Origin of the sequence: Exiguobacterium sp. s129 (genome assembly GCF_018617585.1) — a bacterium.
Classification (GTDB): Bacteria; Bacillota; Bacilli; order Exiguobacteriales; family Exiguobacteriaceae; genus Exiguobacterium; species Exiguobacterium aestuarii_A.
This window is the reverse complement of the sequence record NZ_JACSKL010000001.1, coordinates 392,955-406,404: the sequence shown is the minus strand read 5'-3', so window position 1 is coordinate 406,404 and position 13,450 is coordinate 392,955. Positions and strand designations below refer to the sequence as shown.

Genomic DNA, 13,450 nt, shown 5'->3' with positions numbered 1-13,450 from the left:
AAGAAATATGAGCGGATGCCAAAAAGAAAAGCAAATACAATGAAACATCCTGTGATCAGGCTACTCATTTGGCAATAGGCTTGAGAGATTCGTTGAATCATAAGATGCCTCCTTTGTTTCATTGTACTATAGGAGAAAGAGAAAACGATAAGGAGACGATAGAATGAGACGATTTACACACGAGGGGCGTACACTCGTTTGTTTTGACTTTGATGAGACCTACTTTCCACATGCGTGTTCTGATGACCAACTAGCCTCCGTCCGTCAACTCGAGGATTTTCTGGAACGACATTCGTCACACGTGTCGACGATGTGGGTGACGGGTAGTTCTCTTGAATCGTTGCACGAGAAAGTAGAGCGAGCGAATCTTCGCTTTTGGCCTCATCGGATTGCTTCGAGTCTCGGCACAGAATTATATCGAATCGAGACGGACGGAACGTTCATTGAGGATAAGGTCTATCAAGAACTATTTCCGAGCGATTTTGTATCACGTGTGGAACGTATTGTGTCACAGACTGACCAGATGCGTATTCAATTAGATGAACAGCCGGGGAATGGGATGAGTCCTTGGATTCGAAGTTACTATGTCCGCGACCAAGTTGGTTCATGGAAAGAAACGCTTCGCATGCTGACAGATTCAGCTGGCATCGCAGTCAATATCAGTCAATGTAATCCGAACGCAGGTGATCCGGCTGATGCATTTGATATCGATTTTTACCCGATCCATGCCGGGAAAGTCTCAAGTATTGAATATGTATGTGCCACTTCTTCTTTTGTACGAGAAGATACATATGCTTTTGGAGACAGCGGGAATGACCTGAACATGTTGGCACATGTGGGGAACGGATACTTGGTGAACAACGCGACCGAACAGGCGAAACGGTTATATTCAAAGGTGACAAAAAAACCTTATGCGGAAGGTATTTTAGAAGTGCTCGAAGCGGATGTTTCTTCGTTCATCTGATAAATGATGTGTTCTAAAGAACGGATCAGGGTTTCACGAACGGTTTCTGTATGAGGTTCAAATTTGAGACGTTGTTGCCAGACACGACAAAATAAATCAGTCAAAGCCGCTTCTGCAGTTGCAGGGCGGTTATTTAAATGAAGTGCGTATCGATAGAGTAAGTTTTCATAACGGGCATATAAGTGTTCTAGGGCTTGTCGATTTTTTAAACGAATTTGATCGATTAGGCGCTCGTCGAGTGTAGGAAGCATATGCAACTCCTTTCGCATGGAGTGAAGGGATCAACGATGAAAGAATCAGGAACTTTACTCAGATAAAGCATCCTTTCTGTTCTTTCACTCATTTGCTCTCATTCAAACCAAGGAATATGAAAAATAGCGGTCGAATATGCAATACCCCTCAACGATTCAAAACGTGTGATAACAATTCGGACACGTCTGCGCATCTCCCGGCGCGCGTTTAAATGACGTTTTGCACTTCGGGCAAGTGACGGTCTCACTCTGTTGATTGAACAGGGTGCCGCGATTGAATAAAATGTTGCGAAGATTTGGTAATGCCAGTGCAGCGAAAATCATCGCACCGAATAAAAAGGCCGCTAAAACGAGTAATAAAACGTAGGTCATCGTCTTCTTTCCTTTCCTGTTGAATTTCTTCCATCATAATCGAAATTTACATATGCGAACAGCTTATCAATAGAAATGAGAACAAATGTTCTGTATACTTATACTAAATAAAAGGAGGGGAAAACAGGATGAGAGAAGAATTGTTACGATGGATACGTTCGGGTCTGGTCACAGAAATGGTATATGTGGATCGACATGGAGTGTTTTCAAAGCGGCGGGTCAAATTGATGAAAGTGCAGGGAGAACATGTCGTGGCGTGGGATTTGAATAAACGGGCCAGACGAACATTTCGAATCGAACAAGTTCTTGCCTGTCTTCCCATCAACGAACGATTTAGAAAGCGGAAGGTGGAAATTGGATGATTGCCTTACCGAGATTAGCTGCACCAGCCAAAAGAGCTTTGACGTCAAAAGGAGTCGATTCCTTAGATGACTTGTCTCTTTATACGCGTCGCGAAGTAGAGAGTTGGCATGGCATTGGTCCCAATGCCATCCAAGTCCTGCAAAACGAGTTAACCAAATATCATCTAGCATTTAAGGAAGAGAAACCTAGTACGTGAATGAAACGTCTAGGTTTTTTTCATGAAGTGATTGCTTTTCATTGAAAACGGGAAGTAATATATTTGTCATCTCAATTGCCGTTAAAATCTAGTAACATGACGATAAGGTTTATACACCTAGCGACACCCATGAGAAAGGACGTACACAGCATGAGAACGAAACGTTTATCCGCCATTTTACAAAATGAGATGGATGACATAAAGCTTGATCCATGGGTGACCGGAGTCGAAACGGATTCCAGAAAGGTCAGTTCAGGGAATGTCTTTATTTGCATTCGTGGCTATACGGTTGACGGGCACAAGTTTGCCGAAGACGCCGTGACCAATGGTGCGAGTGCGGTCATCTCAGAATATCCACTCGATCTCGACGTACCGAATGTGGTTGTTGCCGATACGAAGCAGACAGCAGGAGCGGTTGCGAGTACTTTTTATGATCATCCGTCTCATCGGATGCGTATATATGGTGTGACAGGAACGAATGGAAAAACAACGACAGCGACATTGACATATGATTTATTGCGTCTCTCTGGACTTCGTGCAGGGATTGTCAGTACAATCGGTGCCCGTTTCCACAATCAAACGATTGAGACGGCCAATACGACCCCGGAAGCCGTCGTCTTACATCGTATTTTAGCGGATATGGTCGATGCAGGTGTCACAGACTGTGTACTTGAAGTGTCATCTCATGCATTGATGGAGGGACGTGTGGCCGGAATTCACTTTCATGCGGCCGCATTTACGAATTTGACGCATGATCATTTAGATTACCATCGTTCGATGGATGAATATGCTCGTGCAAAAGCACGATTGTTTGAACAGGTAGAAGTGACGAATGGAGACGCAATCGTGTTAAACGCGGAAGACAAGGCGAGCCGAGTCATGTCCGAGTTTGCACCGACACGCCAAACCATTATGTATAGTACATCAGAGCAAATAGAGGCCGACATTCAAGTCATCTGGCGTGAAGATACGGTTCTTGTTCATATGAAAGAATTTAAGCTAGAAGTTCCCGTCCGGTTTATGGGCGCATTCAATGCGTCGAATTTGGCAGCTGCAATCGGACTTGTCTCCACTTCTGATATGGCACTTCGAACGATTGTCTCGAACGTACCGGGACTCACGTTGCCAAAAGGACGTCTCGAACGTCTCGATACAGAAGATGCTGAAATTTTTATTGATTACGCACACACTCCGGACGGTCTAGAGAAATGCTTATCTACGTTACAACAAGACGACCGATCTCTTGTCGTCGTCTTAAGTGCGGCAGGAGACCGTGACCCGACGAAACGTCAAGATATGGGACGAATTGCGAGTCAATATTCAGATGACGTGATTGTCACTGTACATGATGTTCGAATGGAGGATCCGAAACAAATCATTGAAGATTTAATCAAAGGGATTCAGCCGAACGTGAAGTACGTGACATTTGAAGCGAGAGAAGATGCCCTTCGCCATGCTGCGATGCAGGCATTAAAAGGGAAGAGAGTCGTGGTCGTCGGTAAAGGACACGATCACATCGAGCGAATCGGTCGACGTTCGATTCCCTTCAATGAATCAGATATCTTATTGGAAGAATTGAAAAAACAAAAAGGGCAGGAACCTGCCGTTTAACAAAACGATGACGGTTGTCATCGTTTTTTAATGTGTGAAAAATGATGAGGAAGGTAATACATAATAATGTAGTAGAATTGAAGGAGGAGAATAGACATGTCAGTTTTGTACAAAGAATTTACAAATGATGAAGAAGTCGTAACCGCCGTTCAATCGATGAAATCAAATGGGGTAGATGAGTCCAACATCTATGTCATCACACATGACAATGACAGAAGTAAACGTATTGCGGACAATGCAGATGCGAACACCGTCTCTGCGAGTGATGTTGGCTTGGGGACAGCCGCTAAAAACATGTTCCGTAAAAAAGGGGACGAGCTTCGCGCTGAGTTCCAAGAACTCGGTTTTACGAAAGAAGAGTCGGAACGTTTAGAAGAAAAACTAGACCAAGGAAAAGTGCTCGTCGTTGTGAAAGACGCACCGGCTGGCTTCACCATCTAATTCCACACCATGGAGAATAGAGAGAAAAGAGGCTGAATCGCGAGCGATTCAGCCTCTTTTGATGTGTTTAGCGAAGACGGACAACGGTGCGACCGCTCAATTCGCCGCGCATCATCGCTTCGGCGTGACGTGGGACGTCGTGTAGCGGAATCTCGTGGATCATGTCATTCAACACTTTCGTGTCAATGAGTTCCTCAAGGCGTTCCCATGCATTCGTACGGCGTGCCATCGGCTGCATAACCGAGTCGATTCCAATCAGTTTCACCCCACGCAGGATGAACGGATAGACACTCGTCGGCAAGTCGGCGCCGCCGACGAGACCGCATGCGGCGACAGCACCTTCGTATCGGGTTTGGCTCAAGATGTTAGCGAGGGTGTTTCCGCCGACCGAATCAATCGCAGCATCAAAGCGTTGTTTAGCCAGTGGACGAGGAGGTCCTTCTAATTCGCTTCGGTCGATGATGGTCTCGACACCGAGTGAGCGTAAGTATGGTGAATCCGTTTTACCAGTCGAGGCGACGACATGATAGCCGAGACGACGGAGTAACGTAATGGCGAAACTTCCTACGCCACCCGTCGCGCCTGTGACAAGCACTTCTTCCCCAGGTCGAACGCCAGCATGTTCGAGCGCATCAATGGAAAGCATGGCTGTGAGTCCCGGAGTCCCGATTGCGATGGCGTCCCGCATGCTCATCCCTTTCGGTAATTTGACGAGCCAGTTACCTGGCACTTGGGCGTATTGACTGAAGCCGCCGAAATGACGCTCCCCGATTCCGAAACCGGTGGCGATGACTTCGTCCCCAACTTTGATATCCAGATGATCCGATTCGACTACTTTCCCGACAAATTCACATCCTGGAATAAATGGATAATGGCTTACGATTTTGCCTGATGTCGTCAATCCGAGCGCGTCTTTATAATTCAACGCGGAGTAGTGGACTTCCACTAATACATTTCCGTCTTCTTCTTTCGGAAGGACGTCGGATTTCACTTCTTTTACTTCGGCATGAAGGTGTTCATCATGCTGGTCGAGCACGAGTGCTTGGAATGATTCATTCATGTGCGTAACCTCTTTTCCTATGGATGTTCTCACTCTAACATTCTTTCCCGTGACAAATAAAATATATGCACGAATCTTTAGGGGGAATCGGGTAGAGAGTGGTACAATAAAGGGGATTCAAATTGCGTAAGGAGGAATGTAGTATGCGGCACGATGACTATGAGTTTGATGATGTAGAAGTAGAAGAAGGCGAATTGTTCAACGTATACGATATTCTCCCGCCAGATGGGACAATCCTCGAGATGGCGACCGCTGAAGAAATGGTCCGAGCGGCCGAATTAGAAGCGAAACATCATGCGCTTCAACGGCTCCAAGACTCAAACTTCCAATTAACGGGTGTTTCGTTCAAAGAACTCCTGACAGAATTTGAACAGTATGAGCAAGAATCGATGGAGTTCTGGACAGGGGTTTATAACCGGTTACGCATTCCTTGGGCGTGGACGATTCGCATCGATGTGGCCAATGGTCCAATCCACGTTGTGAACGATCGCGATATCTTTATCGACGAAGAAGACTTTGAAGAATATGATGTCGACGATTTATTAGAAGAATACGAAGAAGATTGAATCAAAAACGTCTTTCCCTCATTCAGATGGGAAAGACGTTTTTTGGTCATGAAGCAAATCGCTGCGGACGCGGGCAAGCTCAGTCGACCCGAAAAAGAGACCGACACTACACAATAGTGCGACGCCACTGACCATTGCCCCGACGACAGCGGTATCTCCAATCATCGTGAACGACATCGTCAAACTAAATAATCCAAATAATAGTAATCCTCCGGCAATCGTCTTCATCATGATTCACCCTTTCACATGTCTATGAGAGTAGTGTAGACGGTTTACCGATAAGAGGGTGATTCTATTTTTGACCAGGTAAATTATTTGATTAAGTCATAAATCGAGTACGTCTTGCCGTTTTCAAGAGGGCGGTCAATCAATTGTTCGACGAATACACGCGCGACCGTCTCGGGAGAGCGGAGTCGGCCCTCTGTTTCGTATGAACGGAATTGTTCGAGGTCAGCGAACGCCTCTTCTGAAGAAGAACGAATCTCCGCCTGCATCGATGTATCCATCACGCCAGGATTAAAGAGTGCCGCTCGATGCGGGGTACCTTCGAGCTCGAGTGCTAGCGTTTCCGTGAAATGGTCGAGTCCTGCTTTCGTGCCGCAATACGCACTCCAACCTGAAATCGGACGTTTGGCCGCGCCAGACGTCACATGAATCAAATCGGTCGGCTTGTTGAAAGCGAGGACCGCGTTCGCCAATAGCATCGGTGCGAGTAGGTTGGCATGGACATGGGCCGTCACTTTCTTCCTATCCAACTGTCCGACACGATGAATCGGTTCGATCCATGCGGCATTTTGAACGAGAAGAATCGAATCGGCATTCTCTAAAAGGGAAGTGATGTCTCGAATGGCCGTTTCGATTCCTGAGACGTCTGAGAGGTCGATGGGTAATTGTTCATATGTGGCGTCTTCAGACTGTGAACGTGAGAGACCGATTACGTCATAATCTCGAGCTTGGAGTTCTTGGGCAATGGCACGACCGAGACCGCGTGATGCCCCGGTGACGAGTGCGAGTTTCATATATATTCCTCCTATTCGTGAATCGTTTTCCGAAAGCCGTAAAACGGACGGAATCGTAGTTTTTTGTAATATGTGTGCGAGGCTTGACTCGCTAGCATCTCAAGACGCGTGTCAGGATAGAGCGCATGGACATGTTGAAGAAGTTGTTCACCAAGACCTTGTTTTCGATAGGCGGAAGCGACCAATAATTCACAGACATACAAGCTGACTGTCGTATCGGTCAGTCCCCGTAAGTAGGCGACAATCTCTCCATTATCAGACTCCATGACATACGTGACGTTCGATTGACGCCACGCTTCACGGGTCAGCTCTTCCCGTTCGACGAGTTGAGTCCAGCCCTCCTCACGATTGAGCTGCTGGATGTGTTCAAAATCAGATGCGACATATGCACGGATCTTCATTCGATTCGCTCTCCCATCTGTGCTTCGATTTGCTTCATCACATCAAACGCGCCGTCTGATTGATTCGAACAAACGACCGAAATGACCTCAGGTTCTGGGTAATACCCGGAATGAAAGCTGACGCCCGGGTCATATCCCATCACATGGTACTTATAAATGTCTCCAGACGAATGATGCTGAATCCAAATCCCGTATCCATAACTCCCACCTCGTTCATTGACCGTCACATGTGGCGTGAGAAGAAGGGACGTGGAGGAGGCATAAAGAAGTCGATGTGAAAACAATGCCTCCCAAAAACGAGTCATATCTTGAACGGTCACATATGCTCCGCCATCTGCCCCGCCTTTGATTGGAATCGCATATTGATTCGTACGCCATGAGCCGTCCGAATGATCGATATAGCCGAGCGCCGTCTTGGCGGGTAAGGCATCGAGCGAGAAATATCCGGAGTCGCTCATGTTGGCAGGTTGAAAAATCGACTGTTCGACGTAATCGGTGAAAGATTGTCCGGTCACTTCTTCGACAATCAACCCTAACAGAATATACCCTGCATTATTGTAGGAGAATCGGGAACCTGGTTCATCTTTCATCGCTTTTTGTTGAAATAGCGGTAAAAAATCTCGTAGTTGTTGAAGTCGATACATCGGAACATCACGCCACAACGCTTCGAAGTCGTCAGAGACGGACTCATCAAAATAGTCAGGGATTCCGGACGTGTGGGTCAATAGCTGATGGATTGTAACTTTTGAGGATATGTAGGGCAGGTCGAATGTCTGAAACGAATCAAGTGAGGTCGAAAAAGAGAGTCGACCTTGTTCGACTAACTGACAAATGGCGATTGCTGTGAACAGTTTGCAACCAGAAGCGATTCCGAATCTCGTTTTGACTTCATGTTGAATCTGTTCCGAGCGATTAGCATAGCCAAGGGATTGATGGATGGACGTTTCTGGGTTGGTGACGGAATAGACACCAGAGAATGTTTCGTCCACTGTGAGATGCGTGATGTTTTGCAAAAGAACCTCCAAATGTTGAGTCATCAAGTACTTCGACTATATCACGTACATGCACAACATCCATAAATTTACTCAATATTCAAAAAAACATTTACCAAATAACAGGAATTAAAACAGGTGTCTGACCTCGAACGTGGTACGATATGGGCGAACAGAGAGGAAGTGTATTCAATGACGCTATTCTTTTTAGGGATACTCGTTGGATGTTTGATTGCTTTGTGGCTACATAAGCGTCAACGGCCACATCCACAGACGCTTTCGTTCATGCATTTCGGGAACCAAACGAAAGATGTCATCTATATTTTTGAAACGAAACCAGCATGGCGTTTTCGGTATATCAGTCCTTCTTTAGATTTGTATCTAGGGGAAGGGACCGTCATGCGTAGTTATTCGAATGCGCAGGAATGTTTCCGTAGAATCCATCCGGACGATCGACGATTGTTGCTAGACAAAGTGTTGGGGCGTGTCGACTATGAAGAAGCAATTCTTCAGCGGTGGCGGACGAATGAAGGGACTTATGTATGGTTCGAAGAGTATACGACCCCGATCTATGAGAACGGTGAGATTGTGGCGGTGCAAGGTGTGATTCGGAACATCGAGGCGGCCATGACAGAGCGTGAGCGTCTTCTGTATGAAAGTCGTCATGACAGTTTGACGGGTGTCTTCAATCGTCGGGCGTTTGAAGAGACAATCGGTCAAGCGGAAGGGATGAGAAACACCGGAATCATCGTACTCGATGTGAATGACTTGAAAGTCATGAACGATCAAAAAGGACACTCTGCCGGTGATTGTTTATTGAAGCGTGTCGGTAACCTCCTTCAAACCATCGAGTCCTCTGTCTATCGGATTGGAGGAGACGAGTTCGTCTTGTTTCTTCAGATGATGTCAGAAGAAGCATGCGAGAAGATGGTTCATGAGATCGAAACGACATGCCGAGAAGAGGAAATCTCAGTGGCCATCGGGTTGGCTTGGGCATCTCATCCAGAATCAATCGAAGTACTCTGGCAAGAAGCAGATGACGCAATGTATGAACAAAAGCAGCAACAAAAAAGAGATCTTCTTGACGTCTAGTTCAAGAAAATCTCTTTTTCGTTAACTACTCGCTTCCTCTACTTCAGGTGGTTCTTCACCTAAGTTATTGAGATAACGTTCATATCGTGCGAGTCCATAGCGATAAGATGCCCAAATCAGAAGGGTCGTCACAGCAATGAGTCCAATCGTCAATGGAGCGAACCATCCGGAAACAATTCCATCCGCGTAGGCAAGTCCAATTGGTGAAAAGACGAGATAGACGAAAATCATCGAAGCGACAAGCAAGATTGAAGTCGATAACGCGTGACGCCATGGTTTGACTCGTCCGAGCTCGATTCGAATCGGATTCGCTTGGAGCATCGGTCGTACGCGAGCGAAGATGAGCATGATAGCCGTCTCGACGACGAAGAGGATTCCGTAAATGTGAATAAAGTTGATGCCGATTTCGACGTCGAACCATTGTTTCGTTCCCCACACGAGGAAATAGTAGGCGATGACGTGGAAAAAGACGACGGTCTTCGCGGCGATCGGCGGCACACGTTTGACGAGCATCCCGATTAAAACGATGACGAGAATCGGGATGTTGAAGAAACCGGTGAAGCGACGAATCAAATCCCACAAGCCATCTGGTGCATACATGAGATTCGGGGCGACAAAGAACGAGACGAGCGCCACGAACGTCCCGAACCATTTACTGACACGGATCAACTCTTGGTCAGAAGCATTCGGCTTGAACTTCGGTTTATAAATATCGAGGACGAAGAGCGTCGCGATACTATTCAAAAGCGAGTTGAACGAGCTGAACACGGCACCGAGCAAGACGGCGAGGAAAAAGCCCATGAGCCACATTGGGAGTAGCTCGGCAATCAAGCTCGGATACGCTAAATCGGCTTTCTCGACATTTGATCCATACAAATGGAAGGCGATGACGCCAGGCAAGAGCATAAAAATGGGAACGAGTAGTTTTAAATAACCTGTAAACAGTACTCCTTTTTGTCCCTCTGCCAAGTTTTTTGCGCCGAGAGCGCGTTGAATCACGTATTGATTGAGTGCCCAGTAGAACAAGTTTGCAAAAATCATCCCCGTGAAAATAGACAGAAACGGAACCGAATCGTTGGATGAGCCGATGGCGTTCAATTTTTCGGGATTCGTCGTCGCAATCGTCTTCATCCCGTCCAACAGATTCCCGTCACCTAATGCGAGGAATCCAAGCGTCGGAACGAGGAAGCCGATGATGATGAGACCGATTCCGTTTAGCGTGTCGGAAACGGCGACCGCGCGAAGCCCACCGAAGATGGCGTAAATCGCCCCAATGATTTCGATGAACCAGACGACAATCCAAAGGGACTGCTCGAAGCTAATCCCGAGAAGGGCAGGCACGTCGAATAGTTGGAGGACAGCTAATCCGCCAGAATAGAGCATGGACGGAATCGTGACACACATGTATCCGAGTAAGAACAATAAGACGGTCAATCGACGAACGTCCTCGTCATATCGTTGACTTAGAAATTCAGGGATGGTCGAGATCCCGATGCCAAGAAAACGCGGTAGTAAAAAAAGCGCCATGATGATGGCTGCAATCCCGGCCGTGACTTCCCAAGCCATTGCCGACATATTGCCGGCGAACGATTGACCGTTCAAACCAATCAATTGTTCAGCAGACAAGTTGGTCAACAGGAGCGAACCTGCGATGAAGACGCCCGTCAATCCGCGACCAGCCAAGAAATAATCATCGGCACTTTCGACTTTTCCTCGCGTCATGCGATATGAGACGTAGGCGACGAGTGCCATGAACAAAGCACCAGTCACGAGTATGTAGAGTACTTGCTGAATCGTCATAGAATCCCCTCACTTCTTACTTATGTTATATAATCTATTTGTAGAAAATACCCTAAAGTGTAAGAAAGTAGTCCTCCTATGTTGATGGAATGATAAAAAGTCATGGGCTAGGCATAAATTAATAAAGTTCTCAATGTGATCGATTAGAAATTCAATAGGGTGAATCGGTGGGAGGAATCTCTTTGAGGAAATGGATGATTGGAATATTATCTGTTGCAGTGGTAGCAGGTTATGTCATGTTTAGCGAAATCCTGAAAGAAGGAAACACGAGTGATTTGGCTGTGACCGAAAGCTTCCGACACATAGACGATTTAGCTACACGCTCGCCGGTCGTCATCGTCGGCAAAGTCAGCAGTCACCCGAGATCTTTTGAATATCATTCGGTTACTTTCTTTGAATCAGATATTCACGTGCAGCGTGTCTATCGAGACGTGAGTCATGAACTCAAGCAAACAGATACGATCACCCTCTTACAAAACGATATGGAAGAAGACCGGCTCGTCAGACAAGGAGAAAACGTTCTCTTGTATTTACAAAAATATGTAGGACCCGTGATTGAGAGCGCGTATCGAATTGTCGGTCTACAACAAGGACATTTCAAAGTGAATCGGGCGGGGACACTGACTTCGGTAGGAGAATCCAATCTGTATCAAGAAAGCAGGCGAAGTGCTGACTTGAGTAAACTAGAGACATTATTGAAAGACAACCCTTATATGGCAGAACAAAACGACGTGATGACGGATGAAGACATTGAAGCTTTTAACGAGACCCAAGAACGTCTATTAGAGGAATCTCATTAATATAACGAGTGAAAGCGGCGCTGACAAAATCAGCACCGCTTTTTCGTGTGAACTTTTATAAATGTCATAAAAACTGAAGCATGGACGTCGCGACCGTGAAATAGATGATGAGACCGAGGTTGTCCATCAGCGTCGTAATGAACGGTCCGGATGCGACAGCGGGGTCTAACTTCAGGCGATTGATGAGAAGCGGAACAATCGTGCCGATCATCGTGGCGACACTGAGTGCTGCAAAGATGGAGACCCCGACAATGAAGCCGATGAGCATGTTGTCATAAAGAATCGTGATGACCCCGAAAATGACAATCATACAAGCAATTCCTAAGATGATGCCCGTCCCGAGCTCGCGTCGAATCATCTTCATGACGTTCTTGCGATTGATTGTGCCAAGCGCAATCGAACGAACAGCTACGACAAGTGACTGGGTGGCTGCGTTCCCGGCAGACCCCATGACAAGTGGCATGAAGACAGCGAGGAGCACAATTGTTTCAAGCGTCTCTTCAAAACCACCGATTGTCGAAGCCGTAATCATCCCGAGAAACATGAGGCTGACAATCCACGGGGCGCGTTTTTTCGCCGCCTCGAACGGACTCATGTTGATATCGGACGACCCCTTCGTCGCGGAAAGTTCTTCAAAGTCTTCCGTCGTCTCGCGCTCGATGACGTCTAACACATCATCGACTGTGATGATGCCGAGTAGCTTTTGCTGATCGTCGATGACAGGAAGGGCCAATAAATCATACTTTTGGACAATCCGAGCCAAGTCTTCCTGGTCGGTCATGACGTTTGCCGAGATGACACGAAAACCCATGATGTCTTCGATTTTCGCCTCGAGCGGCGCGACAATCAAATCACGTAAAGAGACGACACCAACCAGTTGGTGCGCTTGGTCGACCACATATAAGTAATAAATCGTCTCAGCGTCTGGTCCGAGTTCACGCAACTCTTCTAAAGTCAGTCCGACGGTCTTGTTCGCTTGAAGGACGACGAACTCGGTCGTCATGAGCGCCCCGGCCGTCTCTTCCGGGTATTGCATCAAATCTTTGACTTCTTGTTCCTCGATATCGTCCATCTGCTCGAATAGTGTGTCCATGAACGCATCGGGTAGCTCCCGCATCAAATCGGCGGCGTTATCTGAATACATCTCATTTAAAATCCGGACAGCATACGGCTGAGGCGTTTCTTGGATGAATGTACATTGCTCTTCTAACGTCAGTTTTTCAAAAAGGTCAGTAAATATTTCAGGTGAGATTGTTCGATATACGAACGCGCGCTCATGCTGATTGAGTTCGATAAAATGATCAGCCTGTTCACCGGGGTGGAGGGAGAGGAAGAGGTCTTGAAAATCGACCGGGTCTCCCTTTTGAATCAATGTGCGAAGTGCCGCTTCATGTTCGTTGTATTCCATTTCTTCTATTTTCATATGCTCACATCCTGATCTTTCGCATTTTTCAAAAAAAGTTTTCCTTATTTTTTAGAAGGATTGTATTCATCATCCATACATCTCATTTCCCCTTGTCAG

Annotated in this window: 17 protein-coding genes; 8 read left to right on the top strand and 9 right to left on the bottom strand. The window is 46.6% G+C overall.

From position 1 onward, the window contains the following. The first annotated feature begins 163 nt into the window (after positions 1 to 163). Positions 164 to 964, top strand: a complete 801-nt coding sequence (locus KNO92_RS01960; protein ID WP_214759906.1) for an HAD family hydrolase — start codon at positions 164 to 166, stop codon at positions 962 to 964. Here the strand turns inward: KNO92_RS01960 and KNO92_RS01955 are convergent. Beyond that, the gene (locus KNO92_RS01955) at positions 910 to 1,215 is read right to left on the bottom strand and encodes an RNA polymerase sigma factor (protein WP_214694874.1); all 306 of its coding nucleotides are present in this window, start codon (positions 1,213 to 1,215) and stop codon (positions 910 to 912) included. The two genes, KNO92_RS01960 and KNO92_RS01955, sit on opposite strands and share 55 nt — an antisense overlap. A 156-nt stretch (positions 1,216 to 1,371) precedes the next feature. Then, positions 1,372 to 1,587: a zinc-ribbon domain-containing protein gene (locus tag KNO92_RS01950; protein WP_214694872.1), complete on the bottom strand. Its 216-nt coding sequence runs from the start codon at positions 1,585 to 1,587 to the stop codon at positions 1,372 to 1,374. Positions 1,588 to 1,715: 128 nt separating this feature from the next. Between KNO92_RS01950 and KNO92_RS01945 the strand changes: the two genes are divergently transcribed. From KNO92_RS01945 to KNO92_RS01930, 4 genes are all read left to right on the top strand, one after another. Beyond that, positions 1,716 to 1,949, top strand: a complete 234-nt coding sequence (locus tag KNO92_RS01945; RefSeq protein WP_214759904.1) for a hypothetical protein — start codon at positions 1,716 to 1,718, stop codon at positions 1,947 to 1,949. Further along, complete coding sequence (locus KNO92_RS01940; protein WP_214759903.1) at positions 1,946 to 2,146, top strand: helix-hairpin-helix domain-containing protein; 201 nt, start codon at positions 1,946 to 1,948, stop codon at positions 2,144 to 2,146. The genes KNO92_RS01945 and KNO92_RS01940 overlap by 4 nt, the downstream gene beginning before the upstream one ends. Positions 2,147 to 2,296: 150 nt before the next feature. Beyond that, on the top strand, positions 2,297 to 3,757 hold the full coding sequence (locus KNO92_RS01935; RefSeq protein WP_214759902.1) for a UDP-N-acetylmuramoyl-L-alanyl-D-glutamate--2,6-diaminopimelate ligase: 1,461 nt from the start codon (positions 2,297 to 2,299) through the stop codon (positions 3,755 to 3,757). Between the two features lie 96 nt (positions 3,758 to 3,853). After that, the gene (locus KNO92_RS01930; RefSeq protein ID WP_214694865.1) at positions 3,854 to 4,198 is read left to right on the top strand and encodes a YflT domain-containing protein; all 345 of its coding nucleotides are present in this window, start codon (positions 3,854 to 3,856) and stop codon (positions 4,196 to 4,198) included. 67 nt (positions 4,199 to 4,265) lie between these two features. Here KNO92_RS01930 and KNO92_RS01925 read toward each other — a convergent pair whose 3' ends face one another. Further along, positions 4,266 to 5,258: an MDR family oxidoreductase gene (locus KNO92_RS01925; RefSeq protein WP_214694857.1), complete on the bottom strand. Its 993-nt coding sequence runs from the start codon at positions 5,256 to 5,258 to the stop codon at positions 4,266 to 4,268. Positions 5,259 to 5,401: 143 nt separating this feature from the next. Between KNO92_RS01925 and KNO92_RS01920 the strand changes: the two genes are divergently transcribed. Continuing rightward, positions 5,402 to 5,824: a hypothetical protein gene (locus KNO92_RS01920; protein ID WP_074035571.1), complete on the top strand. Its 423-nt coding sequence runs from the start codon at positions 5,402 to 5,404 to the stop codon at positions 5,822 to 5,824. A gap of 18 nt (positions 5,825 to 5,842) precedes the next feature. On the opposite strand, the gene KNO92_RS01915 is transcribed toward KNO92_RS01920, so the two are convergent. The 4 genes from KNO92_RS01915 to KNO92_RS01900 form a co-directional block, all read right to left on the bottom strand. After that, on the bottom strand, positions 5,843 to 6,052 hold the full coding sequence (locus KNO92_RS01915) for a hypothetical protein (protein ID WP_074035574.1): 210 nt from the start codon (positions 6,050 to 6,052) through the stop codon (positions 5,843 to 5,845). 83 nt (positions 6,053 to 6,135) lie between these two features. Further along, complete coding sequence (locus KNO92_RS01910) at positions 6,136 to 6,843, bottom strand: SDR family NAD(P)-dependent oxidoreductase (RefSeq protein WP_214759901.1); 708 nt, start codon at positions 6,841 to 6,843, stop codon at positions 6,136 to 6,138. A gap of 11 nt (positions 6,844 to 6,854) precedes the next feature. Next, complete coding sequence (locus KNO92_RS01905; RefSeq protein ID WP_214759900.1) at positions 6,855 to 7,244, bottom strand: GNAT family N-acetyltransferase; 390 nt, start codon at positions 7,242 to 7,244, stop codon at positions 6,855 to 6,857. Continuing rightward, a complete protein-coding gene (locus KNO92_RS01900; RefSeq protein ID WP_214759899.1) occupies positions 7,241 to 8,281 on the bottom strand; it encodes a serine hydrolase domain-containing protein in 1,041 nt (346 codons plus the stop codon). The genes KNO92_RS01905 and KNO92_RS01900 overlap by 4 nt, the downstream gene beginning before the upstream one ends. A 93-nt stretch (positions 8,282 to 8,374) precedes the next feature. Here KNO92_RS01900 and KNO92_RS01895 point away from each other — a divergent pair, with 93 nt between their 5' ends. Beyond that, positions 8,375 to 9,328 (top strand): GGDEF domain-containing protein, encoded by a 954-nt coding sequence (locus KNO92_RS01895; RefSeq protein ID WP_214759897.1) that lies wholly within the window; start codon positions 8,375 to 8,377, stop codon positions 9,326 to 9,328. A gap of 21 nt (positions 9,329 to 9,349) precedes the next feature. Here KNO92_RS01895 and KNO92_RS01890 read toward each other — a convergent pair whose 3' ends face one another. Next, complete coding sequence (locus KNO92_RS01890; protein ID WP_214759894.1) at positions 9,350 to 11,128, bottom strand: solute:sodium symporter family transporter; 1,779 nt, start codon at positions 11,126 to 11,128, stop codon at positions 9,350 to 9,352. Between the two features lie 182 nt (positions 11,129 to 11,310). On the opposite strand from KNO92_RS01890, the gene KNO92_RS01885 reads away from it, so the two are divergent. Further along, positions 11,311 to 11,928 carry a hypothetical protein gene (locus KNO92_RS01885; RefSeq protein WP_214759892.1) on the top strand — a complete coding sequence of 206 codons (618 nt, stop codon included), beginning with the start codon at positions 11,311 to 11,313 and terminating at the stop codon, positions 11,926 to 11,928. A gap of 64 nt (positions 11,929 to 11,992) precedes the next feature. On the opposite strand, the gene mgtE is transcribed toward KNO92_RS01885, so the two are convergent. Continuing rightward, the gene (mgtE, locus tag KNO92_RS01880) at positions 11,993 to 13,351 is read right to left on the bottom strand and encodes a magnesium transporter (RefSeq protein WP_214694844.1); all 1,359 of its coding nucleotides are present in this window, start codon (positions 13,349 to 13,351) and stop codon (positions 11,993 to 11,995) included. Positions 13,352 to 13,450: the final 99 nt, after the last annotated feature.